This window comes from Paucibacter sp. XJ19-41 (assembly GCF_028462495.1).
Taxonomy (GTDB): Bacteria; Pseudomonadota; Gammaproteobacteria; order Burkholderiales; family Burkholderiaceae_C; genus Roseateles_E.
Window position 1 is genome coordinate 1 of sequence record NZ_JAQOWX010000080.1, and the last position, 21,609, is coordinate 21,609.

At 66.9% G+C, this 21,609-nt stretch carries 24 protein-coding genes and 1 riboswitch; of the genes, 12 read left to right on the plus strand and 12 right to left on the minus strand.

Annotated elements, in window-relative coordinates:
* The 3 genes from PO768_RS19155 to PO768_RS19165 form a co-directional block, all read right to left on the minus strand.
* A partial coding sequence (locus PO768_RS19155) for a hypothetical protein (RefSeq protein WP_272647320.1) occupies nt 1-199 on the minus strand: 199 nt, incomplete at its 3' end.
* Nucleotides 200-208: 9 nt separating this feature from the next.
* On the minus strand, nt 209-907 hold the full coding sequence (locus PO768_RS19160) for a response regulator (RefSeq protein ID WP_272647321.1): 699 nt from the start codon (nt 905-907) through the stop codon (nt 209-211).
* A complete protein-coding gene (locus PO768_RS19165; protein WP_272647322.1) occupies nt 904-1,698 on the minus strand; it encodes an HAD-IIB family hydrolase in 795 nt (264 codons plus the stop codon). Before PO768_RS19165 ends, PO768_RS19160 begins: the two co-directional genes overlap by 4 nt.
* A gap of 69 nt (nt 1,699-1,767) precedes the next feature.
* Nucleotides 1,768-1,865: riboswitch (S-adenosyl-L-homocysteine riboswitch) on the plus strand.
* Nucleotides 1,866-1,943: 78 nt separating this feature from the next.
* On the opposite strand from PO768_RS19165, the gene ahcY reads away from it, so the two are divergent.
* The 4 genes from ahcY (at nt 1,944) to PO768_RS19185 (ending at nt 5,686) form a co-directional block, all read left to right on the plus strand.
* Nucleotides 1,944-3,365 (plus strand): adenosylhomocysteinase, encoded by a 1,422-nt coding sequence (gene ahcY, locus PO768_RS19170; protein WP_272647323.1) that lies wholly within the window; start codon nt 1,944-1,946, stop codon nt 3,363-3,365.
* Nucleotides 3,366-3,372: 7 nt separating this feature from the next.
* Nucleotides 3,373-4,104 (plus strand): TlyA family RNA methyltransferase, encoded by a 732-nt coding sequence (locus PO768_RS19175; RefSeq protein ID WP_272647324.1) that lies wholly within the window; start codon nt 3,373-3,375, stop codon nt 4,102-4,104.
* Nucleotides 4,101-4,931: a methylenetetrahydrofolate reductase [NAD(P)H] gene (gene metF, locus PO768_RS19180; protein WP_272647325.1), complete on the plus strand. Its 831-nt coding sequence runs from the start codon at nt 4,101-4,103 to the stop codon at nt 4,929-4,931. Before PO768_RS19175 ends, metF begins: the two co-directional genes overlap by 4 nt.
* 143 nt (nt 4,932-5,074) lie before the next feature.
* A complete protein-coding gene (locus PO768_RS19185; RefSeq protein WP_272647326.1) occupies nt 5,075-5,686 on the plus strand; it encodes an OmpW/AlkL family protein in 612 nt (203 codons plus the stop codon).
* A 150-nt stretch (nt 5,687-5,836) separates the two neighbouring features.
* Here PO768_RS19185 and PO768_RS19190 read toward each other — a convergent pair whose 3' ends face one another.
* On the minus strand, nt 5,837-6,196 hold the full coding sequence (locus PO768_RS19190; protein WP_272647327.1) for an NIPSNAP family protein: 360 nt from the start codon (nt 6,194-6,196) through the stop codon (nt 5,837-5,839).
* Nucleotides 6,187-6,723, minus strand: coding sequence for a DUF1579 domain-containing protein (locus PO768_RS19195; protein ID WP_272647328.1), 537 nt, complete (start codon nt 6,721-6,723; stop codon nt 6,187-6,189). Before PO768_RS19195 ends, PO768_RS19190 begins: the two co-directional genes overlap by 10 nt.
* A 133-nt stretch (nt 6,724-6,856) precedes the next feature.
* On the opposite strand from PO768_RS19195, the gene PO768_RS19200 reads away from it, so the two are divergent.
* Both PO768_RS19200 and PO768_RS19205 read left to right on the plus strand, forming a co-directional pair.
* On the plus strand, nt 6,857-7,759 hold the full coding sequence (locus PO768_RS19200) for a LysR family transcriptional regulator (RefSeq protein ID WP_272647329.1): 903 nt from the start codon (nt 6,857-6,859) through the stop codon (nt 7,757-7,759).
* A 436-nt stretch (nt 7,760-8,195) separates the two neighbouring features.
* Nucleotides 8,196-8,636: a hypothetical protein gene (locus tag PO768_RS19205; RefSeq protein ID WP_262971509.1), complete on the plus strand. Its 441-nt coding sequence runs from the start codon at nt 8,196-8,198 to the stop codon at nt 8,634-8,636.
* A 25-nt stretch (nt 8,637-8,661) separates the two neighbouring features.
* On the opposite strand, the gene truD is transcribed toward PO768_RS19205, so the two are convergent.
* Both truD and PO768_RS19215 read right to left on the minus strand, forming a co-directional pair.
* Nucleotides 8,662-9,822: a tRNA pseudouridine(13) synthase TruD gene (gene truD / locus PO768_RS19210; RefSeq protein WP_272647330.1), complete on the minus strand. Its 1,161-nt coding sequence runs from the start codon at nt 9,820-9,822 to the stop codon at nt 8,662-8,664.
* Nucleotides 9,823-9,932: 110 nt separating this feature from the next.
* A complete protein-coding gene (locus tag PO768_RS19215; RefSeq protein WP_272647331.1) occupies nt 9,933-10,127 on the minus strand; it encodes a DUF2970 domain-containing protein in 195 nt (64 codons plus the stop codon).
* 123 nt (nt 10,128-10,250) lie between these two features.
* Here PO768_RS19215 and PO768_RS19220 point away from each other — a divergent pair, with 123 nt between their 5' ends.
* Nucleotides 10,251-11,642: a restriction endonuclease gene (locus tag PO768_RS19220; RefSeq protein WP_272647332.1), complete on the plus strand. Its 1,392-nt coding sequence runs from the start codon at nt 10,251-10,253 to the stop codon at nt 11,640-11,642.
* Nucleotides 11,643-11,811: 169 nt separating this feature from the next.
* Here the strand turns inward: PO768_RS19220 and pepQ are convergent, their stop codons facing one another.
* The 3 genes from pepQ to PO768_RS19235 all read right to left on the minus strand — a co-directional run bounded on the left by pepQ (nt 11,812) and on the right by PO768_RS19235 (nt 14,153).
* Nucleotides 11,812-13,125 carry a Xaa-Pro dipeptidase gene (gene pepQ, locus PO768_RS19225; protein WP_272647333.1) on the minus strand — a complete coding sequence of 438 codons (1,314 nt, stop codon included), beginning with the start codon at nt 13,123-13,125 and terminating at the stop codon, nt 11,812-11,814.
* An 18-nt stretch (nt 13,126-13,143) separates the two neighbouring features.
* On the minus strand, nt 13,144-13,713 hold the full coding sequence (locus PO768_RS19230; protein WP_269838189.1) for a 5-formyltetrahydrofolate cyclo-ligase: 570 nt from the start codon (nt 13,711-13,713) through the stop codon (nt 13,144-13,146).
* Between the two features lie 86 nt (nt 13,714-13,799).
* Nucleotides 13,800-14,153: a DUF2917 domain-containing protein gene (locus tag PO768_RS19235; protein ID WP_262971516.1), complete on the minus strand. Its 354-nt coding sequence runs from the start codon at nt 14,151-14,153 to the stop codon at nt 13,800-13,802.
* 113 nt (nt 14,154-14,266) lie between these two features.
* On the opposite strand from PO768_RS19235, the gene PO768_RS19240 reads away from it, so the two are divergent.
* Nucleotides 14,267-15,247, plus strand: a complete 981-nt coding sequence (locus PO768_RS19240) for a LysR substrate-binding domain-containing protein (protein WP_272647334.1) — start codon at nt 14,267-14,269, stop codon at nt 15,245-15,247.
* Here the strand turns inward: PO768_RS19240 and PO768_RS19245 are convergent.
* Nucleotides 15,237-16,055, minus strand: coding sequence for a 5-formyltetrahydrofolate cyclo-ligase (locus PO768_RS19245; RefSeq protein ID WP_442953252.1), 819 nt, complete (start codon nt 16,053-16,055; stop codon nt 15,237-15,239). The genes PO768_RS19240 and PO768_RS19245 overlap by 11 nt on opposite strands.
* Between PO768_RS19245 and PO768_RS19250 the strand changes: the two genes are divergently transcribed.
* From PO768_RS19250 to PO768_RS19260, 3 genes are all read left to right on the plus strand, one after another.
* Entirely contained in the window at nt 15,943-17,937 is a 1,995-nt protein-coding gene (locus PO768_RS19250) for a lytic transglycosylase domain-containing protein (protein WP_272647336.1), read from the plus strand. The genes PO768_RS19245 and PO768_RS19250 overlap by 113 nt on opposite strands.
* The gene (locus PO768_RS19255; RefSeq protein WP_272647337.1) at nt 17,934-18,908 is read left to right on the plus strand and encodes a complex I NDUFA9 subunit family protein; all 975 of its coding nucleotides are present in this window, start codon (nt 17,934-17,936) and stop codon (nt 18,906-18,908) included. The genes PO768_RS19250 and PO768_RS19255 overlap by 4 nt, the downstream gene beginning before the upstream one ends.
* Nucleotides 18,909-19,020: 112 nt before the next feature.
* Nucleotides 19,021-19,704, plus strand: a complete 684-nt coding sequence (locus tag PO768_RS19260; protein ID WP_272647338.1) for a glutathione S-transferase family protein — start codon at nt 19,021-19,023, stop codon at nt 19,702-19,704.
* A 43-nt stretch (nt 19,705-19,747) separates the two neighbouring features.
* On the opposite strand, the gene PO768_RS19265 is transcribed toward PO768_RS19260, so the two are convergent.
* Complete coding sequence (locus PO768_RS19265; protein WP_269838197.1) at nt 19,748-20,242, minus strand: FxDxF family PEP-CTERM protein; 495 nt, start codon at nt 20,240-20,242, stop codon at nt 19,748-19,750.
* A 140-nt stretch (nt 20,243-20,382) separates the two neighbouring features.
* On the opposite strand from PO768_RS19265, the gene PO768_RS19270 reads away from it, so the two are divergent.
* Nucleotides 20,383-21,609 carry a multifunctional CCA addition/repair protein gene (locus PO768_RS19270; RefSeq protein ID WP_272647339.1) on the plus strand — a complete coding sequence of 409 codons (1,227 nt, stop codon included), beginning with the start codon at nt 20,383-20,385 and terminating at the stop codon, nt 21,607-21,609.

The following is a 21,609-nucleotide window of genomic DNA, read 5'->3' on the forward strand; positions in this document are numbered from 1 at the left end:
CCAGCGCGGCGCCGCGCTGCGCCGGCGGCAGCGGCGCCAGGCGCTCGCGCAGCTCGTAGACCATGCCGCGCGTCAGCTCATGGAAATAGGTCTGGGTGCTGGGGCCGAAATGGCGTTCCGACCACTGGCCAACGCCCCAGACGGCCAGCACCCCGACCAGCAGCAACAGCAGCAACAGGCGCAGGTAGAAACGCAGCATGGTGTCGACTCAGGGCACCAGCAGATAGCCGCGGCCCCAGACCGTCTTGATCAGCGCCGGCGTGCGTGCGGTGTCGCCCAGCTTGCGGCGCAGCCGGCTGATGCAGAGGTCGACGCTGCGGTCCAGGCCATCGAACTCCAGGCCGCGCAGCGCCTGCAGCAGCTCGTCGCGCGAGACCACCTGGCCGGCGCGCCGGCCCAGCACCCACAGCATTTCGAACTCCTGGGTGCTGAGCAACAGGGGCGTGTCGGCCAGATGGGCCTCGCGCCGCGCCGCGCACAGGGACAGCGCCCCATCCAACAGGCGCAGCGGTGCCGGCACGGTTGCCGCGTCGGCACTGCGGCGACGCAGCAGCGCGCGCAAGCGAGCCAGCAGCAGCATCGGCTCCACCGGCTTGAGTACATAGTCGTCGGCACCGGACTCCAGGCCCAGCACCTGGTCTGCCAGCGCATCGCGCGCGGTCAGCATCAGCAGCGGCACATCGGCCTTCAGACGGCGCAGTTCTCGGCACACGGCCAGACCGTCCAGGCCCGGCAGCATCAGGTCCAACAGCACCAGGTCCGGGCGCTCGCGCTCGAAACGGGCCAGCGCGCGGTCGCCGCGCTCCTCCAGCAGCAGCTCGAAACCATGCTGGCCGAGGAAGCTGGCGATCAGGGCTGCCAGCTTGACATCGTCCTCGACCAGCAGCAGACGATGGCGGTGACTCATCGGCCGGATCCGCCGTGCGCCGCCAGCAGGGCCGCAGCCAGCTCCGCGAAGCCCTGGCCGCGGTCGGCGTCGGTGACATAGGCCGGCAAGCGCTGCAGTTGCGGCACAAAGCGCGCGATATTGGCCACGCCCACCGACAGCGGCACGCGCTCGAACATCAGCTGGTCATTGGTCGAGTCGCCGACATAGACCCAGTCGCGCGCGTCGAAGTCCAGGCCCAGCGCGGTCGGCACCGCCCATTGCGCGGCGGTCCATTTGCTGTGCTCACCGATCCAGCCGTTGATGTGGATGGAGCTGACGGTGGCGGTCAGCCCATGCTCGCGCATCACCGCGCAGGCTTGCGCGATCTGGGCCGGTGCCAGATGGGCGAACTCGCTGTGGTCGATCGCGATATCGGTCAGCCGCCCCGGGCTGTCGGTCGCCAGGCAGGTGCCTGGCACGCGCGCCAGCACATCGGCCGCGCAGGCCTGCAGCCGGGCGAAGTTGGCGCTGCGCGTGGCCTCGTCCTGGCTGAAATCGCGGCGCAGCGCGCCGCCTTCATTGCGCAACATCACCGCGCCGTTCTCGGCCACGATGGCGGCCACCGGCCAAGCCAGCGCGAAGGGCTCGCTCCAGCCGGCCGGGCGGCCGGTGATCGCAATCACAGGCAGACCGGCGGCGCGCAGCTCGTGCAGCGCCTGCAAGGCCTCGGGAGCGATCGCGCCGTCGGCAGTCAGGGTGTCGTCGATGTCGGTGAGCACGCCGCGCACGGCACGCAAGGCCGCCGGGGGGCAAAGATTCAAAGGCTGCATGGGCCGGGATTGTCGTCAATCCCGGCGCTATTCCACACCAGAGCCGTGCGGCTTGCAGCTAGAATTCAAGCTTCCGAGGAGCGTTGCAACCTCAGCTCCCATTGAGGCCAGGCTCGGATTGTCTTGAAGCGTTGATCTTCAGACCACTGCAACCGCGCTCACCCGCAATGTCTCGCGTGGGTGACCGTTTTTTGACTCTGACGTCCCACCGGCATTGCGGCTTCAAACATGAAGGAGCTTTTGCAATGACGACGCTGTCCGCTGACCAATACCATATCGCCGACCTGAGCCTGGCCGCCTGGGGCCGCAAGGAACTGAGCATCGCCGAGAGCGAGATGCCCGCGCTGATGGCCATCCGCAAGGAATACGCCGCCAGCCAGCCGCTCAAGGGCGCGCGCATCACCGGCTCGCTGCACATGACCATCCAGACCGGCGTGCTGGTCGAGACCCTGCAGGCGCTGGGCGCCGAGGTGCGCTGGGCCTCCTGCAATATCTTCTCGACCCAGGACCACGCCGCCGCCGCGCTGGTGGCCGCCGGCACGCCGGTGTTTGCCTACAAGGGCGAGACGCTGGAAGACTACTGGGACTACACCCATCGCATCTTTGACTTCGGCGCCAAGGGCACGGCCGGCGAAGGCCCGAACATGATCCTGGACGATGGCGGCGACGCGACGCTGCTGATGCATCTGGGCCAGAAGGCCGAGAAGGATCTGTCGGTGCTGGCCAAGCCGGGCAGCGAGGAGGAGCGCATCCTGTTCGCCGCGATCAAGGCCAAGATCGCCCAGGACCCCACCTGGTACACCCGCAAGAGCGCCGAGATCATCGGCGTGACCGAGGAAACCACCACCGGCGTGCTGCGCCTGAACGAGATGGCGGCCAAGGGCGGCCTGCTGTTCCGCGCGATCAATGTCAATGACTCGGTCACCAAGAGCAAGTTCGACAATCTCTACGGCTGCCGCGAATCGCTGGTCGACGCGATCAAGCGCGCCACCGATGTGATGGTGGCCGGCAAGATCGCCGTCGTCGCCGGCTACGGCGATGTGGGCAAGGGCTCGGCCCAGGCGCTGCGCGCGCTCTCGGCTCAGGTCTGGGTCACCGAGATCGACCCGATCTGCGCGCTGCAGGCGGCGATGGAAGGCTATCGCGTCGTGACGATGGAATACGCGGCCGACAAGGCCGACATCTTCGTCAGCGCCACCGGCAACAAGAATGTGATCCGCTACGAGCATATGGCGGCGATGAAGAACAATGCCATCGTCTGCAATATCGGCCACTTCGACAACGAGATCGACGTCGCCTCGCTGGAAGCCTGCGAGTGGGACGAGATCAAGCCCCAGGTCGATCATGTGATCTTCCCCTCGGGCCGTCGCATCATCCTGCTGGCCAAGGGCCGCCTGGTGAACCTGGGCTGCGGCACGGGCCACCCGAGCTATGTGATGTCGTCCTCGTTCGCCAACCAGACGATCGCCCAGATCGAGCTGTACGCGCACAAGGACGCCTACGACATCGGCAAGGTCTATGTGCTGCCCAAGCACCTGGACGAGAAGGTGGCGCGCCTGCAGCTGGTGACGCTGAATGCGCAGCTCAGCGAACTCAGCGATGAGCAGGCGGCGTATATCGGCGTGCCGAAGGTCGGCCCGTTCAAATCCAACACCTACCGCTACTAAAAGGCCGATGCGCGCCGATCAGCTGCTGGTCGCCCAGGGCCTGGCACCGACGCGCTCGGCCGCTCAGCGGCTGATCGACAACGGCGCCGTCGAGTGGGCCTCGGCCCAGGGCTGGACGCCGGTGAAGAAGGCCGGCGAAGACCTGCTGGAGGTCACCCAGTTCCGCATCACCGATGACGCGGAGCTGCGCTATGTCTCGCGCGGCGGGCTCAAGCTCGAAGGCGCGCTGAAGGCCAGCGGGCTGGTCCTTGGCGGGCTGACCGTGCTGGACATCGGCCAGAGCACCGGCGGCTTCACCGACTGTCTGCTTAAAGGCGGTGCGGCGCGGGTGGTCGGCATCGATGTGGGCCATGGCCAGCTGCATGCAGGCCTGGCGGGCGACCCTCGGGTGCAGGCCATCGAGGGCATGCATGTGCGGCAGTACCAGCCGGCGCAGCGTTTTGCGCTGATCGTTGGCGACCTGAGCTTCATCTCGATGCTGGGCGAACTGCCGCGCCTGGCACCCTGGCTGGCGCCGGGGGGCCAGGTCTTGCTGCTGATCAAGCCGCAGTTCGAGCTGGGACCCAAGGCCCTGGGTCGCGGCGGCCTGGTGCGCGATGCGGCCCAGTACCCGCTGCTGGAGACCCGGGCGCGCGAGGCGGCGGCGGCGCTGGGCTGGCAGGTGCGCGGCTATTTCGAGAGCGCCATCACCGGCGGTGATGGCAATAAAGAGTTCTTCTTGTGGGCACAACAACCATGACGACCGCTGTCAGTTTCGAATTCTTCCCGCCCAACACGCCGCTGGGCACCGAGAAGCTGAAGAACGTGGTGCAGGACTTGAGCGTCCTGCAGCCGCAGTACTTCAGCGTCACCTATGGCGCCGGCGGCTCCACCCGCGACAAGACCCTGGCCACCGTGATGGACATCGCGGCGATGGGCCATGAGGCCGCGCCGCATCTGAGCTGCGTCGGCTCGACGCGCGAGAACATCGCCGAGATCCTGGCCACCTACCGGGCGCAGAACATCCGCCGCGTGGTCGCGCTGCGCGGCGACCTGCCCAGCGGCACGGCCACGGCCGGCGAGTTCCGCTATGCGGCCGAGCTGGTGCGCTTCATCCGCGAGACCCAGGGCCCGGACTGGAAGATCGAGGTCGCAGCCTATCCCGAGTACCACCCGCAGCAGCGCTACGCGGCGCGCGATCTGCAGCACTTTGCCGACAAGATGCGCGCCGGCGCCAGCGCCGCGATCACGCAGTTCTTCTTCAACCCCGACGCCTACTTCAACTTCGTGGACGAGGTGCGGGCCCTGGGTGTGGACGCACCGATCATCCCGGGCATCATGCCCTTCCACAACTACGCCCGCATCGCCCAGTTCGCCCAGCGCGACGGCATCGAGATCCCGCGCTGGGTGGCGCTGAAGATGGAAGGCTATATGGACGACGCGGCCTCGATCCGCGCCTTCGGCCTGGATGTGATGACGCGGGTCTGCGAGCGCCTGATCGCCGGCGGCGTGCCGGCCATCCACTTCTATACGCTGAACCAGTCGGCGCTGACCCTGGAGTTGTGCAAACGCCTCAGACTCGGCTGACAAGATTGAGCCAGCGCAAACTCCGCCAGCCCTCCGTGCGGGGGCTTTTTTATGCTTGCGTCAGATCAAGGGTTAACCCGGGATGAGCGCCTCCAATAGCTTCATCGGGGCCACACGGGTCCCATCAACAAGGAGCTTGTCCCATGTCCAAGAAGATCGTCCTCGCCACCCTCGCCGCTCTCAGCCTGGCCGGCACCGCCCAGGCACAGGCCATGCAAGAGCCCTGGCTGGTGCGTGTGCGTGCCGTGCATCTCGACGCGGCCAACAAGGACAGCACCGGTCTCGGTCTGGCGATCAACAACAAGACCATCCCCGAGGTCGACATCAGCTACTTCTTCACGCCGAACATCGCGGCCGAGCTGGTCCTGACCTATCCGCAAAAGCATGATCTGAAGGCCGGCGGCGCCAAGATCGGCTCGCTCAAGCATCTGCCGCCGACCCTGAGCCTGCAGTACCACTTCGCGCCCACCGCGACCTTCCGCCCCTATATCGGCGCCGGCCTGAACTACACCCGCTTCTCCAGCGTCAACTTCGCGCCGGCAGTGGTCGCCGCGCTGGCCCCCAGCATCAAGAAGAACAGCTACGGCCTGTCGCTGCAGGTCGGCGCCGATATCGAGCTGGCCAAGAACCTGTTCCTGAACGTCGACATCAAGAAGGTGCAGATCGACACCACCGTCTACTCGCACGGCCAGTCGGCTGGCAAGTTCAAGGTCGACCCGCTGCTGGTCGGCGTGGGTCTGGGCTGGCGCTTCTAAGCCCACCCGCCCTGAAGAAGAGCCGTGCGACTCGCCCGCACCGCTGAGCCAAGGACCATCGGCGCCCCGAGACTTCATTCTGGGGCCTGCCGATGTCTACTTGTCGAGGGTGGCAATCGGTCTGTGTTGTCCAATTGTTTCTGGGGTGCGTCAATCGGGGAGCCGTCCATTGGTGGCGATGGTTCGGTTGCGCAAGGCCTCAATGCGGTCGTGGCTCATCTCCATCACGACGTTGCTGTCTGAAGCGATCAAGCTCACGATGGCTTCGCGTGGCCCGTTGCGCCAGGCCGGACTCGCGTAGAAGGCGGCCTGGGCGACTTCAAGCGTGACCATGTCGTGAAAAGCGCGAATCAGGAAATAACCATCAGCGTCGTGCAATGAGGGACCAAAGTCCACGACGTCAATACCCCAGTCCAGCATCAGCGGCAGGCTTTGCTGGTCGATCAGCTGGTGGAACCGATCTCGGCTGCCCGGCACCAGCCGGTAGCTGCGAATTTCGATTACGGGCATCCAAGTGTTCCCGCAACACCGTCGGTACGGCGGAAGTCCATCACCCAATTGACTTCCCAGCTGACACCACCATCGGTGGAGAACGCTTGCTCCCAACGTGGTTGCCCCAGTTCAGAGCGTTGAGTCCACAAGAAACGAACGCGAATGGCGTGGCCGTTATGAATGTCGTCGGCGTAGAAGTAGCCCTTGCCGTCCTTGAAGCCACCCACAACAGGCACATCGAGTCGCCCTGGATGACGACCATCCAACCACCAGATCGACCACAAACCACTGGCCGCGTCGAAGCTTCGGATGGTCAGGGCCCGGTAGTCGCCATCGGGCAGGTGAATCACGTTGTCATCCACATTGGCATGGCCCCCGAGCAGCTTTTGCATGACAGAACTGCCCTCGAATTGCGCCCATTCCTGGCAGCCCGTCAGCCGTTCCTTGAGCCGACTGTGCTGTATCTGCCAGGATCCGACAAAGAAGTCGAAGTCAGAAGCTGCACCGGTGCTGGGTGTGCTTGGAGTGCTGGTTGGATCTGGCATGCCCGCTTGCTCTCGAGGTGTGCAAATTGATCCTCGAAGCCTAGGTGCTTGGTCATCCCTCACTTCGTCCATTTGTGCAAGCCAACATGTCAGAATTGCAAGTCATTGAAATCCGAATCCGTGGTACGCCGCCATGACCCAAAGCCCCAAGTCTTGGGACGACTTGCGTTTCTTCTTGCACATTGCCCGCGCTGGATCTCTGATCGCAGCCGCCGACAAACTGGGAGTCAGTCATGCCACCGTGTTTCGTCGCCTGGGGTCTCTGGAATCCGAGCTTGGCGTGCGCTTGTTTGAGCGCAATCGGTCCGGCTATGCGCTGACGGAGGCGGGGCAGGAGCTGTTGCAAGTGGCCGCCGGCATGGCAACCGAGTTGGCCTCGGCAACACGGCGGCTCGGAAAGCGCGCGGCCTGGCCGGGTGGGGTTGTGCGGCTGACCACGACCGACACCCTCATGCACGCAGCCCTGGCCCCCTTGCTCAGCGCCTACCAGCGCCAGGCTGGTGTGCAGTTGTTGATCAACACCTCCACGGTGCAGCAAGACATTCTGAAGGGCGAGGCCGATGTGGCCATTCGCGCGGGCGGCCGGCCGGCGGACCCGCTGGTGGCACGGCGTCTGTGCCGCATCGAGTCCACGGTGTACCGCTCACGCAAGATCGGTGGCGCAACCCCCGGCAACCTGGCCGATTTCCCCTGGGTTGCCGGTGACGAAACCTTTGCGCACCTGGATTCCTCCAAGTGGCTGCACCAGCAAGGCTTGGACGCCAATGCCGTGTTGCGCACCAACAGCCACGTGAACGTGTTGAACTTGGTCAAAGCCGGCGCAGGCATGGCCGTGCTTCCGTGCTATCTCGGTGACTTGGAGTCCAGCATCTGCCGCGTGATACCGACGCCGCCCAAAGCGTGGCGCAGCGACCTTTGGGTGCTCACGCGCTTGGATCTGCGCCATGTACCCCGCATCAAGCAACTGTTTGACGCGGTGTTTGAGGGCACACGGCCCCTCGTCGAGCTGTTTGAGGGGCGTGCTGCATTGCCCTGACATTGAAAGTGTCTCGCAAGCATCACAACAGAACGCTGCAGGCGCAAGACAAGCCGAGTGTTCGGCGGGCGGGGCACCACCCAGCCCCAGCGGGTGGTCTCTCATGTGGAAAGGCCCATAAGCACCAACACGGGCGCTGCGCGACCGAGCCGCGCAGCGCAGCGCTGCCAATGCAACGCTGAATGGCTGCAAATCTGATCGCGCTACCACCGCTATGGGCCGATTCAAGCCTACCGGGTAGAAGCGCACCTGTCATTCGAGTTCCGCAGTGACGCCGCAACAGGAGGATGCTCAGCTCTCGACCACACCGCGGCGACCACCCCTACCGGGGCCCTGGACAACGATTCGCCGGGCCTCCAGGCAAAATCCGGATGATCGGGGCGAGCCTGGCCTCAGGCCTGCCGGGAAGCCCACCTTGAAGAATGGAGCAGCATCAATGGCACTGACGAAGAAGGGCGAGTTCTGGTACGGGACGACGTCCGGCGACACCCAAGCCGAGCTGCGCAGCTACAGCATTGCGAATCGCCATGAAGCCGTCCGGTTTGCCGCGTCCAAATGCGATTGCGGGTGCCGGACCTTCGCGCTACAGACCGATGAAGCCGCCGGCGTGGCCATCCGCACCTGCACCGACTGCGGGCAGGAACACCTGATGGGCGACAGCGCGGACTACGTTGAAGAAGCCGCGCCCGAGACGCACGAGTGCGTGTGCGAGAACGAGGTGTTCGAGCTGATGTCCGGCGTCTCCGTCTACGAGGGCACACATGACGTGCGCTGGTACTACATCGCTTGCCGCTGCGTGGAATGCAATCTGGTCGGGGTCTTCGCAGACTGGAAGTGTGAAGCGGGTGATGCGGCGGCCTTCCTCGCCAAGGTATGAGCGGCCGAACCCCGTGAGGGCACCGTCATTCGGCAGCCGCAGACTCGGTGTGCCGCTCAGGCTCGGTGGTGTGGAGGATTTCGTTCAGCACGGACGTGGCGTAAGTCCCGGCGGGCAAAGAGAAGGTGAGCAGCAGTTGATCGGCTTGCGGCCATGCCCATGACAGGTCCACCGGCCTGGCCACCAGGGCGCGGCGCTCCTGGTCCAGACCGGCGTGCTCCATGCCGTTGCACAAGCCGGCGTGACGTTCGGCCACGCCCATTTCCAGGGCCTGCGCCTGATCGGTGGTGATCACGCGGCCCCGTCCCCAGAGCGGTCCGGTGGGCAGTCCCGCCTCGTCCAACACGTCGCCGGGCAGGGTCTTGCCCCAGAGCCCCTGCTGGATACGCAGCGCCAGCACTTCATTGAAGACGAAGGAGCGCAGCGCCGACAGGTAGAGGCCCTTCTTCTTCGGGTTGCGCACACGGATCTCGCGCGCCAGCATGGCCCGGCCCTGCTCGATGTTGCCGCCGTCATGGCCGAAACGCTGAGCGCCGAAGTAGTTGGGCACGCCACGCGCCGCAGCGGCCTGAAGATTGGCCTCAACAGCGTCGCGGTCGCCACTCACCTCACGCAGCACGAGGCGGAAGCGGTTGCCCAGCAGATCACCGGGGCGCAGCTTCTTCACATGGCGGCTCTGGCTCAGCACCTTGAATTCCGGGTGCTGAAGCAGGGTCAGGTCGGGCGTCTCGCCCTTCGGCAAATAGATGCTGAACCACTGACGGGTGATGGCGTAGCGGTCCTTGAGGCCGGCATAGCCCACGTCCCATTCCTGCACGCCGGCGGCCTCGGCCAGCGCTTTAGCGACGAAGACGGTGTTGGCGCCGTTCTTTTCGATGTCCAGCCAGAGGTGTTCGCCCGCACCGGAGGGCAGCTGCAGCGGCAGCTCGGTCACGACGAAATCCTCGTTGAGGAACTTCAGCGTGGCGCTGGCGCCGCTGGCCGGGTAAGCCTTGGGCCAGGGCGGCAAGGTCGTGTATTGAAGAGGGGCGTCGGTCATGAGCGGTCTGACGGCAGCAGCCGTAGAGAGGGAGAGGCTGTCTCGCCCATCGGGCAGTCCAGACCGTGATTCTCCCCTAGCCGCATGCCACGGCTCGGCCAGGAGCGGAAGTTGCCCCGGCTTGTCACGCCCGAGCTTGACGCGCACGGTCCGCCGCTTTCGCTATTTCTTCTTTTTTTCTTCTTCTCTTGGTCGCAATGCCACTTGATGGCGAAGAACTTCATCGGCAGAAGACGGGCAAGAAGGAAGCAGGCGCTTCATGGCTGCTGTGCCCATGCGGAGACTGCCAGGTTCGCCAGCCCCCAGAGCGTCAGCCCGAACAGTGCGGCCAGCAGCACGGCCACGCCGATCAGCACCAGCGGCTTCATCTCTGCCAGCTCCCGGCGTGGTGCACCGCCGCCAATGCCGATGAAGCTCCACAACACCATTCGCACATACCGGAACGGACTCATGATCGGACCTCGCTTTCAGGCCAGACTGTGCCAAGCCCAACGCCCAAAACCCAGGCTCAGAATCTGACCGAAAAGAGCGGATCAGATGCGATCGGCTGACTGCGCTCAGACCTTGCTCAGCGAGTGACTCTGACCAGCCTGCAGCAGAACTTCGGCACCGCAGCGTATGCCGTCTCTGACGGGACCTGCGTGGAAGATCGAGGATGGTCGCTATGCGGTCATTCACGAGCGATGCTAGACATCTTGGTTGTTGAGCACAGGCATTTCCCGCAGAAGCTTGCAGGCGCTATGCTTTTTGACACCACCATTCTTTCAAGCACCTATTCGATGAACGCCGGGTATACGGACCCTCAGTTGGCCCAAGAGATATCAAGTCTTGAAGCGGCCATCCAAAAATGGGCTGAGGAGCGCGACCTCTGGCTGGACAGCGGTTTCAAGGACTATCTTCATCACGTCGGTGGGGAACCCAGTTCGCCCGCTGTGGTGACAGTTCTGTGTACCGGTAGCGACCTTATGCGTGTGCTGGATGAAGATCTAGAGGTCGGCGGCCCACCATTCCACGAATTCGTCGCCTCACTGGGCTATTTTTGCGAGAACCAGAACGGCTACGTCTACTATTTCTACGCAAACGATGCGGCGCTGAACGCGGCGTTCGAATCGTACTTCCATTGGCAGTGGGTCTGCTCGCTGATCCAGCCGGATGCCGGAGACGTCTACGAGGAGCTATACGCCCACTTCGCCGCCAATCCAGACCAGTTTCATCGCCTCAACCCGCGCGCGTTTGAGATCCTGCTTAGCCGAGTCTTCCAGAGCCAGGGATTCACTACAGAGTTGGGACCGGGCTCCGGAGACGGTGGGGTTGACATTCGTCTTTGGCAACGCGGTCCGCTGGGGGACGTCCTCACGCTCGTCCAGGCCAAACGGTATGCGCCCCACCGCAAGATTGAACTAGACGCCGTCGCGGCGCTTCGAGGTGTTATGGCCGTCGAAGAGGCGCCGAGGGGGATGTTCGTCACGACTTCGACTTATTTGCCGAGCGCGCGGCGGTTTGCCGCTCGAGCAGGAAACGTCATCGAACTCGCGACGACTGCGGACGTAGCGCAGTGGTGCACGACTGCGACGAACGGAATCGTCAAGGACAAGTCTTCGCTCGTGTCCAGAGAAAACGTCGACCGACTATTGCATCAGGTGTCCCTGGCCGCCGACCCAAGGGTACTGCACACGACCTGGGGGTACAACATGACCCACAACACCTTCGCGCTGGTCCTTAAGGAGACCAAACACGCCGCGCTGTTGATGTCCCTACCTCGCCGCACGGTGACACACGATGGCTACGGACAGCGAGGGACAGAAGTACCGTCGTTCGGCGAGGATGCTCTTGGTCACCACCGCGCCGAGACCGTGTGGCGGGCAAAGCGCAAGATTCACGAGGGCGGCCGCGTTAGCTACTGGGATGGCAGGCACCTATACAGCGCGTGGGATGGAGAACCCGCTCATTTCGACTATGTTGACTGAGCTCAGGACTCGAAGAACAGGCAATGGGCCGATAGGCCTAGGCGGGTTCTCGCTCAACTTGGGAGAGTTCGCGCCCCTCGACGTCCGCTTTGGACAATCGCCAGCGAGTTTCGACCGGCTTGAATCAGCTTCTCACAGTCACCCCCGCCCCCTCGCGCCCCACCCTTCATCACCCCACCACCGCAAACGCATCCCGCGTCAGGTTCTCCGGCGCGCCGTCGCTGCGGCAGACCACATCGTCCTCGATGCGCGCGCCGCCGAAGCGGGCCAGGTGCTCGACCAGGCCCCAGTTGACCGCGCTGCCGGCCGGCGTGGCGCGCAGCTTGTTGAGCAGGGTGGGGATGAAGTAGAGCCCCGGCTCTATCGTCACCACCATGCCGGGCTCGAGCCGGCGCGTCAGGCGCAGATAGGGATGGCCCTCGGGCTTGGGCGCGAGCGCGCCGCTGTCGTCGGCCATGAAGCCGCCGATATCGTGCACCTGCAGGCCCAGCAGATGGCCGATGCCGTGCGGGAAGAAGGTGCTGGTGACGCGCTGCTCGACCAGAGCCTCGGCACTCATGCGGACGATGCCCTGCTCGGCCAGGATGGTGGCGATGCGGCGGTGCGTGCTCAGGTGGATGTCGCGGTAGTCGACGCCGGCACGCACCTCGTCGACCAGGGCCAACTGGGCCGCCTCCATCGCCGCCAGCAAGGCATCGAAGCGCTCGTCGCAGCCGCTCCAGGTGCGCGTGATGTCCGAGGCATAGCCATTGACCTGGGCGCCGGCGTCGATCAGCAGCGAGCGTGACTGGGCCGGCGGGGTCGGGTCTTGATACTGGTAGTGCAGCACCGCGCCGTGCTCGTTGAGCGCGACGATATTGCTGTAGGGCAGGTCACGGTCGGTATGGCCGCTGGCGGCCAGATAGGCGCGATGGATGTCCAGCTCCGAGGCGCCGGCCTCGAAGGCGGCCTTGGCGGCACTATGGGCCGGCACCGCACGGCGCGAGGCGGCGCGCATCTGTTCCAGCTCGTAGCCGCTCTTCACCGCGCGCTGCCAGTGCAGCATGTTCAGCAGCGCCGCCGGATTGTTGGGCACCAGGCCGTCGAGCGCCGCATCGGCCTCGCCGATGATGGCCAGCCGGCCCGGCACGCGCAGATGCGCCGGCGCATCTTCAGGCCGGCCGATCACGCACAGCTCGACATGGGGCAACCATTCGCCGCTCGGGTCGGCCGGCGGCACATGCCAGAAATCATCGGGCTGGTAATACACCAGGCGCGGCTTGTGGCCCGGGCGCACCAGCAGCCAGCTGTGCGGATGCGCGGTCAGCGGCAGCCAGTGCTTGAAATGCGGATTGGGCTGGAACAGATAGGGCCGGTCGTCGAGAAAGGCGTACTTCTCGATGCCGGCGGCGATCAGCAAGGCATCGAAGCCGCTGCGGGCCAGCGCGCTCTCGGCCTGCGCTTGCAGCCGGCTCAGGTGTTGGGCGTAGGAGGAATCATTCATCTGCGGATTGTCTGTCGATCAGCCGTTCACATCCCAGACCACGCCCTCCTCGGTCAGCATCGCGTCGACCGGCATATCGGTCGGCTCGGCCTTCAAGAGCGGCAAAAAGCCATGGGCATAGCCGACACCGGCGGTGGCCGGGCGCGGCGTCAGGCCGGCCAGGGTGCGGTCCATGAAGCCGCCGCCATAGCCCAGGCGCAGGCCGCAGGGGCCGTAGCCCAGACAGGGCACGATCATCAGCTGGGGCTCGAAGACCTCGGTGTCCTTGGGCTTGGGAATGCCGTAGGCATCCTCCTCCATCGGGCAGCCGGGATACCAGACATGAAAGCGCAGGGTGCCGTGTTCCTTGTCGACGACCGGCAGGCCAATCCGGCGCTGGGGGTCGGCCTCGCTCCAGCGGTACAGCGCCGGCAGTGGATCGAACTCGCCCTTGATCGGCCAGTAGGCGCCGATGGTGCTCTCGCGGCGCCGCACCAGCCAGACACGCAGCACGCTTTGCAGCTGCTCGGCCAGCGCCAGGCGGTCCGGCAGGTCCAGCCGGTCCTGAATCAGCTTGCGGCGCAGGGCGGCTCGATCATTGACATCCACGCGGGGCTCCATCCAAGTGCTGCGGTGCCGCGATTGTGCGGGAGCCCCGACCCGCCGCGTGAGCGGGTTTATCGATAGCGCAAGGCTCAGGCGGTCGCCAGGCCGGCCGGCTTCAGCCAGGCCGCGCTGCTGGCCGCAGCGGCCGGCCGGGCACGACGCGCCAGGCTCGGGCAGGCGCTGGGCGGCACCAGCAGCTGAAACTGCGCGCTCGGCCAGGCCTCCAGCACGATCTGGCTGCCCGAGGCCAGCGACACGCTCTGGCCCGGCTCCAGCCAGATGTCCTGCAGGCTGCCGGCCTGGGTCAGCCAGACCCGGCCTTCGACCACGCTCAGCTCGCGCGCACCGGGGCCGATCTCCAGGCTCAGGGCCTCGCCGGACGGCAGGGACCAGACCGATTGCGTGAACTGGGCTTGTGCGACTGTGGATTGCAATTTGCTCATGATTGATTCCCCTGGCTCTGCGGCAGCAACAGCTGCTTGGCATGGGTGAATACTAGGGACTACCCGAATCATCGTCCAATGAGATGAGCGCGCAGGATTGATACCATTTGCTCATGAGTAAGCCGCTCCGCCAACGTCCGCTGTCGATCGGTCCGCTGCGCGCCTTCGAGGCGGTGGCACGCCTGCTGAGCTTTCGCGCCGCCGCCGAAGAGCTCTACCTGACCCAGTCGGCCATCAGCCGCCAGATCCGCACGCTGGAGGAGGAGATCGGCTGCACGCTGTTCCTGCGCGGCACCCGCCATGTCGAGCTGACCGCCGATGGCGCCACCCTGCAGGGCACGGCCGTCGCGGTGCTGGAGAAGCTCGACGGCACGGTGCGCCAGATCCGCCAGACACGCGGCCGCCAGGTCGTCAATGTGACCACTTTTGCCTCCTTTGCCTCGCTGTGGCTGATCCCGCGGCTGGAGGCCTTCCAGCGCGAGCATCCGGACATCGACATCCGCGTCTCGGCCCACGATACCGTGGTCGAGCTCGACGACAGCGAGGTCGACATCGCGCTGCGCTATGCCTCACCGGGCCAGCTCGCCGACCGCAGCGAGGCGCAGCGCCTGTTCGGCGAGACCCTGACCCCGGTGATCAGCCCCTGGCTCGCGCGCCAGGCCGCGCAGGGCGAGGTGCCGCCGCTGGCCAGCGCGGCCGATCTGGCCCGCTACACGCTGGCCGAGGAGGACGACCAGCGCCCCAGCGCCGAATACCTGAGCTGGCGGCGCTGGCTGCGCGAGCACGGCCAGGGCGGCCTGCAACCGCGGCGCTGGATGTATCTGAACTTCACCTACCAGCAGGTGCAGGCGGCCCTGGCCGGCCAGGCGGTGGCGCTGGCCCGGCTGGCCCTGGTCAGCGAGCAGCTGCATCGCGGCGATCTGATCGAGCCCTTCGGCCCCGAGGGCCGGCTCGACAGCCCTTACGCCTACTGGCTGCTGCTGTCCCGCCACGGCCGCCACCGGCCCGAGGTCCAGCAGTTCAGCGACTGGATACTGGCGCAGGCCGCGCAGTCGCGGCGCGATATCGGCGAGGCGGAAGAGCTCAGGGGCTGATGATCTCGTGCTCGGTCAGCACCAGGGTCAGCGCCTGGTCATGCGGCTCGACGGCGAAGCTCGCCTCGCCGCAGCTCCAGGCCAGGCCCACGCTCGTGACGCCCGGATGGGCGGCCAGCCAGCGGTCGAAATAGCCGCCGCCGTAGCCCAGGCGGTAGCCCTCGCGGGTGAAACCCACGCAGGGCACCAGCACCACATCGGGCTGCACCGGCGCGCCGGCGCAGCTGGCGATGCCGCATTCGTCCTGCACGGCCGGCGGGCTGCCGTCCCAGCGCCGGTAGTCCATCCGGCGCGAGGCCTGGTAGGCATAGGGCAGGGCCAGCACCGGCGGCTCCGGCAAGGCATGGGCCAGCAGATCGCTCACTGCGTTAAATTCGCCGTCCAGCGGCCAGTACAGGCCCAGGCATTGCGGCTCCNCATAGGGCAGGGCCAGCACCGGCGGCTCCGGCAAGGCATGGGCCAGCAGATCGCTCACTGCGTTAAATTCGCCGTCCAGCGGCCAGTACAGGCCCAGGCATTGCGGCTCCAGCTGCTCCAGCAGCTCGCGCAGACGCTGCGCCAAGGCGGCCGCTGCGGCCTGGCCGGGCGTGGAAGCGAGCCATTGCGCACGCGCGGCCAGCAAATGAGTGCGCAGCGCGGCGCGTTCATGGGGTACTGTAGAAGTCTGGGACACCGAAGCACCGATGAAGGAAAGAATGTTGTTGGCAGTATATGAAGCTGGGCGGCGGACCCTGGCCGCGCTGATGGCGCTGGGCCTGGCGGCAGGGACAAGTCTTGCACAGCCGGCCGCGAAACCCGAGCTGATCACCGAGGCCCGCGAGGCCTTGCGTGCCAGGGATGGCCAGCGCCTGGCCGCGCTGAAGGCCAGCGCGCTGGAACGCCAGTACCCGCTGGCCCCCTGGATCGACTACTGGGAGCTGGGCCTGCGGCTCAAGGACTTGCAGCAGAGCGATCTGGAGGCCTTCTACGCCCGCTGGCCGGGCAGCTATGTCGAGGACCGCCTGCGCAACGACTGGCTGCTGGAGCTGGGCCGGCGCCGCGACTGGGCCAATTTCGCGCAGGACTATCCGCGCTTCAAGATGAATGACGACCGCCAGGTCAGCTGCTACGCGCTGCTGACCGAGCATCTGGCCGGCCGCGATGTGCGCGTGTCGGCCCGCTCGGCCTGGCTGGCGCAGCGCGATGCCGACGACGGCTGCCAGCTGATGGCCGGCGCACTGTATGAGGCCAAGCGCCTGGACGCCGAGGATGTCTGGCTCAAGCTGCGCCTGTCGGCCGAGGCCGGCCGGCCGCAGGCGATGCAGGCGGCCGCCCGGCTGCTGGGCAAGCCGGTCGAGGCCGAGGTCAAGGCCTTGCTCGACAACGCCGGCCGCTACCTGACCCGCAAGGCCGCCGCGAACAACCGCCAGCAGGACGAGCTGACCACGCTGGCCCTGATACGCAGCGCCGCCAACGACGCCGAGGTGACGGCCGAGTTCATGAACAAGCGCTGGGAACGCCAGCTGCCGCATGAGCTGGCGGCCTGGGTCTGGGCCCAGATCGGTCGCTCGGCCGCCTTCAAGCTGCAGCCCGAGGCGGCCGACTACTACGACAAGGCGCTGAAGCTGCAGGGCAAGAAGGCGCCCGAGTGGAGCGACGAAACCCTGGCGCGGGCCGCCCGCGCGGCCTTGCGCGCCGATGACGGCGCGGGCCGCCCGGCCCTGCTGCTGCGCGCCATCGAGCTGATGAGCGCTGCCGAGCAGCAGGACCCGACCTGGCAATTCTGGAAGGCGCGTGCGCTCAAGCAGAGCAGCGCCGCCGCCAAGCAGGCCGAGGCCCAGCGCCTGCTGCAGGGCCTGGCCTCGCCGCTGAGCTTTTACGGCAAGCTGGCGGCCGAGGAGCTGGGCCAGCGCACCGCGCTGCCGCCCACCCCGCTGGCGCTGAGCGCGGCCGAGAAGGCCCAGGCCCTGAACCACCCGGGCCTGAGCCGGGCGCTGGCGCTGATCGCGGCCGGGCTGCGCAGCGAAGGGGTGCGCGAGTGGAACTTCAGCCTGCGCGGCATGGGCGACCGCGAGCTGCTGGCCGCCGCACAGATCGCCTGCGACCGCGAGGTCTGGGACCGCTGCATCAACACCAGCGAGCGCAGCCGCGGCGAGATCGATCTGGCCCAGCGCTTTCCGACGCCTTATCGCAACGAGCTGCTGGCGCAGACCCGCGAGATCGGGCTGGACCCGGCCTATGTCTACGGCCTGATCCGCCAGGAGTCGCGCTTTGTCAGCGATGCGCGTTCCCATGTCGGCGCCTCGGGTCTGATGCAGGTGATGCCCGGCACCGCGCGCTGGACGGCCAAGAAGGTCGGCATCGATTACCGGCCCGAGCTGCTGACCGACCGCGATTTCAATCTGCGCATAGGCACCCGCTATCTGAAGCTGGTGCTCGATGATTTCGGCGGCTCGATGGCGATGGCCGCCGCCGCCTACAACGCCGGCCCCTCGCGCCCGCGCCGCTGGCGGCAGGGGCCGCCGCTGGATGCAGCGATCTGGGCCGAGAACATCCCGTTCCACGAGACCCGCGACTATGTCAAGCGCGTGCTCTCCAACGCGACCATCTACGCCGCCTTGCTGGGCACCGAGCCGCCCGATCTGCGCTCGCGCCTGGGCCGGCTGATCGGCCCGGCCGGCGCTGCGCCCATCAATCAGGACCTGCCATGAGCACCGGCAATCCTCGCGTGCTGGTCCTCGGCGGCAGCGGCTTTGTCGGCCGCTCGGTCTGCGAGCAGCTGGTGCGCGAGTTCGGCGGCGCCGCCCGCATCACCGTGCCGACCCGGCGCCTGCGCGCGGCCCAGGCGGTGCAGTCGCTGCCGGGGCTGACGGTGCTGCAGGCCGATCTGTTCGACGAGGCGCAGCTGCGCGCGCTGCTGGCTCAGCAGGATGCGGTGATCAATCTGGTCGCCATCCTGCAAGGCAGCGAGGCGGCCTTCCAGCATGTGCATGTGGAGCTGCCGCAGCGCCTGGCCGCGGCCTGTAGGGCCAGCGGCGTGCGCCGGCTGATCCATGTCAGCGCGCTGGGCGTGTCGGACCAGGCACCCTCGCGCTATCTGCGCTCCAAGGCCCATGGCGAGGCCGCGCTGCAGACCGCCGCGCAGATGCAGGGCCTGGATCTGACCCTGCTGCGGCCCTCGGTGATCTTCGGCCAGGGTGATCGCTTCCTGAACCTGTTCGCGCGGCTGCAGACGCTGTTCCCGCTGCTGCCGCTGGCCGGCGCCAAGGCGCGCTTCCAGCCGGTCTGGGTCGAGGATGTGGCGGCGGCCATCGTGCGCTGCGTTGTCGACGGCGACACGGTGGGCCAGACCTATGAACTGGCCGGCCCCCAGGTGGCCAGCCTGGCCGAGCTGGTGCGGCTGGCCGGGCGCTGTGTCGGCCATTCGCGCCCTATCCTGCCGCTGCCTGGACCGCTGGCCTGGTTGCAGGCCGTCGCGCTGGAGCTGCTGCCCGGCGAGCCGCTGATGTCGCGCGACAACCTGGCCTCGATGCAGCTGCCCAATGTGGCCGGCGGCCAGCTGCCGGGCCTGGCCGAGCTGGGCATCCAGGCTCATGCGGCCTCCGCCATCGTGCCGACCTATCTGGGCAGCGGGCTGGGCCTGGCGCGGCTGGACCGCTGGCGTGCCGGCGCCGGACGCTGAGATCCTGGCGCGCCGTTCGCGTGCGGCGGGCGCATCAATCCCTTGCGCAAGCCTCACCCACGAGACGCATGGCGCCGCTTAGGATGACGGGGTTTTGACGAGGAAACCCCCAATGCATCTGATCATCGGCAACAAGAACTACTCCTCCTGGTCCATGCGCCCCTGGGTGCTGCTGAAGGCCTTCGGCATCCCCTTCGAGGAACGCAAGCTGCGCTTTGACTTCGCGCCCGGCTCGGACTTCTACCGCGAGCTGGCCCGCTACACGCCGACCGGCAAGGTGCCGGTGCTGATCGAGGACGAAGGCTTCGCTGTCTGGGACACCTTGGCGATCGCCGAGCACATCGCCGAGCGCCATCCCGAGCTGCCGATCTGGCCGCGCGATGCAAGACAGCGCAGCCGTGCCCGCAGCATCTGCGCCGAGATGCACGCCGGCTTTGGCGCCTTGCGCCAGAACTGCCCGATGAATATCGAAGCGAGCCTGCCCGAGGTCGGCACCCGCCTGCTGGCCGAGCAGCCCCAGGTGCGCGCCGATCTGGCCCGCATCGATGCGATCTGGAGCGAACAGCTGGCGGCCAGCGGCGGCCCCTTCCTGTTCGGCGAGTTCGGCGCCATCGACGCCTATTTCGCGCCGGTGGTGATGCGCATCCACAGCTACGGCCTGCCGCTGTCGCCCGCCAGCGCCGCCTATGCCCAGCGCGTGCGCCAGGCGCCCGGCGTCGCCGACTGGATCAGCGACGCGCTGGCGGAGCAGGATTTTCTAGACTGCGAGGAACCCTACCGCAGCGCGCGGACATGAAAAAAGGGCGCCACTGGCGCCCTTCTCATATGGCCGAGAAAACTCAGGCCTTGATACTGCGGCGGCGAGCCACAAAGCCCACTGCGGCCAGACCGGCCAGCATCAGGGCATAGGTCTCGGGTTCCGGCACCGGGGCCAGTTGCGAGTTCAGCTGATAGGTGCCAGCCAGGGCACCGGGGGCCACCTTGGCCGACACCGTGTAGAAATACTCGCCAGCGGCCAGCGAGCCGAACGAGTAGTTGACGGCCGCCGAATCGAAGCTGAACGAGCCCAGCGCCGCGGCCTCGCCGACCTTGAACAGCGTGACCAGACCTTCGGCCAGGTTGAGGATGCCGCCGTCGTTGGACACCGCCACCGCCAGCACGCCGGCCGTGCTGGCCAGGCTGAAGCTGTACTTGTCGCTGATCAGGCTGCCCGCACCAGTGCCAGCATTGAAGCCGATTTCGAAGGCGTCATGGTTGCCCCAATTGGTATCGGCTGCGGAAGCGACACCACCCACTGCCAGCAATGCGGCAGCAACAATTGCTTTGATTTTCATGAATCCCTCTGGATGTTCTTGGGCCTCGCGGCCTTGTAACCCAGGGAATTCCCCTAGGTCTCGGGCACGAATGTAGCCGGACACCCCCCTCAATTGAACCCCCTTTTCGCGGGGGGCGGGCGCCGACCTAAGATGGCCGGATGAAAACTTATCGTGTCGGCGGCGCGGTGCGCGACGCTCTGCTGGGCCGGCCGGTCTCGGACATCGACTGGGTCGTGGTCGGCGCCAGCCCGGCCCAGATGCTGGACCAGGGCTATCTGCAGGTGGGGCGCGACTTCCCGGTCTTTCTGCACCCGCAGACCCATCAGGAGTACGCGCTGGCTCGCACCGAGCGCAAGACCGCGCCCGGCTATCACGGCTTCGCCTTCCATGCCGCGCCCGATGTCACGCTGGAGCAAGACCTGGCACGGCGCGATCTGACGATCAATGCGATGGCCGAGGACGAGGCCGGCGCCCTCGTCGACCCCTATGGCGGCCGTCAGGATCTGGCCGACAAGGTGCTGCGCCATGTCTCCGAGGCCTTTGCCGAGGACCCGGTACGCATCCTGCGGCTGGCGCGCTTCGCGGCCCGCTTGCCCGACTTCACGGTGGCGCCGCAAACCATGGCGCTGATGCGCCGCATGGTGGCGGCCGGCGAGGTCGATGCGCTGGTGGCCGAGCGGGTCTGGCAGGAGCTGTCGCGCGGGCTGATGGAGGAGCGGCCCTCGCGCATGCTGGCGGTGCTGCGCGAGGCCGGCGCGCTGGCGCGGCTGGCGCCCGAGATCGAGCGGCTGTTCGGCGTGCCGCAGCCTGAGGCCCATCACCCGGAAATCGATACCGGCGTGCATCTGCTGATGGTGCTCGACACCTGCGCCCGGCTCGCGGTGCCGCTGCCGGTGCGCTATGCCAGCCTCTGCCATGACCTGGGCAAGGGGCTGACGCCGGCCGAGGCCCTGCCCCGCCATATCGGCCACGAGGGCCGCGGCGTGCCGCTGGCCCGCGCCTTGAGCGAGCGCTGGCGGGTGCCGACCGACTGCCGCGAGCTGGCCGAGTTGATGGCGCGCGAGCACACCCATGTGCACCAGAGCGGGGGCTTCGGCCCGGAGGCCAGGCTGCGCCTGCTGGAGCGCTGCGATGCCTGGCGCCGGCCCGAGCGCTTCGAGCAGTTGCTGCTGGCCTGCGAGTGCGATGCGCGCGGCCGGCTCGGGCTGGAGGACAGGCCCTACCCGCAGCGACCGCTGCTGCAGCGCGATCTGCAGACGCTGCTGGCCCTCGATCTGGGCGCCGTCAGCGCCGCCGCACTGGCGGCCGGCAAGACCGGGCCGGCGATCGGCCGCGCGGTGCAGGCCGCGCGCCTGCAGGCGCTGCAAGCACTGACCCCGATCTGA

What these genes read in the sequence shown, in the direction of transcription:
- PO768_RS19270 (WP_272647339.1), top strand. Translation starts at nt 20,383, where the DNA reads ATGAAAACTTATCGTGTCGGCGGCGCGGTGCGCGACGCTCTGCTGGGC.
- PO768_RS19175 (WP_272647324.1), top strand. Translation starts at nt 3,373, where the DNA reads ATGCGCGCCGATCAGCTGCTGGTCGCCCAGGGCCTGGCACCGACGCGC.
- PO768_RS19250 (WP_272647336.1), top strand. Translation starts at nt 15,943, where the DNA reads ATGTTGTTGGCAGTATATGAAGCTGGGCGGCGGACCCTGGCCGCGCTG.
- PO768_RS19260 (WP_272647338.1), top strand. Translation starts at nt 19,021, where the DNA reads ATGCATCTGATCATCGGCAACAAGAACTACTCCTCCTGGTCCATGCGC.
- PO768_RS19190 (WP_272647327.1), bottom strand. Translation starts at nt 6,196, where the DNA reads ATGCCCGTAATCGAAATTCGCAGCTACCGGCTGGTGCCGGGCAGCCGA.
- ahcY (WP_272647323.1), top strand. Translation starts at nt 1,944, where the DNA reads ATGACGACGCTGTCCGCTGACCAATACCATATCGCCGACCTGAGCCTG.
- PO768_RS19255 (WP_272647337.1), top strand. Translation starts at nt 17,934, where the DNA reads ATGAGCACCGGCAATCCTCGCGTGCTGGTCCTCGGCGGCAGCGGCTTT.
- PO768_RS19265 (WP_269838197.1), bottom strand. Translation starts at nt 20,242, where the DNA reads ATGAAAATCAAAGCAATTGTTGCTGCCGCATTGCTGGCAGTGGGTGGT.
- PO768_RS19215 (WP_272647331.1), bottom strand. Translation starts at nt 10,127, where the DNA reads ATGAGTCCGTTCCGGTATGTGCGAATGGTGTTGTGGAGCTTCATCGGC.
- PO768_RS19200 (WP_272647329.1), top strand. Translation starts at nt 6,857, where the DNA reads ATGACCCAAAGCCCCAAGTCTTGGGACGACTTGCGTTTCTTCTTGCAC.
- pepQ (WP_272647333.1), bottom strand. Translation starts at nt 13,125, where the DNA reads ATGAATGATTCCTCCTACGCCCAACACCTGAGCCGGCTGCAAGCGCAG.
- PO768_RS19195 (WP_272647328.1), bottom strand. Translation starts at nt 6,723, where the DNA reads ATGCCAGATCCAACCAGCACTCCAAGCACACCCAGCACCGGTGCAGCT.
- metF (WP_272647325.1), top strand. Translation starts at nt 4,101, where the DNA reads ATGACGACCGCTGTCAGTTTCGAATTCTTCCCGCCCAACACGCCGCTG.
- PO768_RS19240 (WP_272647334.1), top strand. Translation starts at nt 14,267, where the DNA reads ATGAGTAAGCCGCTCCGCCAACGTCCGCTGTCGATCGGTCCGCTGCGC.
- PO768_RS19235 (WP_262971516.1), bottom strand. Translation starts at nt 14,153, where the DNA reads ATGAGCAAATTGCAATCCACAGTCGCACAAGCCCAGTTCACGCAATCG.
- PO768_RS19205 (WP_262971509.1), top strand. Translation starts at nt 8,196, where the DNA reads ATGGCACTGACGAAGAAGGGCGAGTTCTGGTACGGGACGACGTCCGGC.
- PO768_RS19165 (WP_272647322.1), bottom strand. Translation starts at nt 1,698, where the DNA reads ATGCAGCCTTTGAATCTTTGCCCCCCGGCGGCCTTGCGTGCCGTGCGC.
- PO768_RS19185 (WP_272647326.1), top strand. Translation starts at nt 5,075, where the DNA reads ATGTCCAAGAAGATCGTCCTCGCCACCCTCGCCGCTCTCAGCCTGGCC.
- PO768_RS19160 (WP_272647321.1), bottom strand. Translation starts at nt 907, where the DNA reads ATGAGTCACCGCCATCGTCTGCTGCTGGTCGAGGACGATGTCAAGCTG.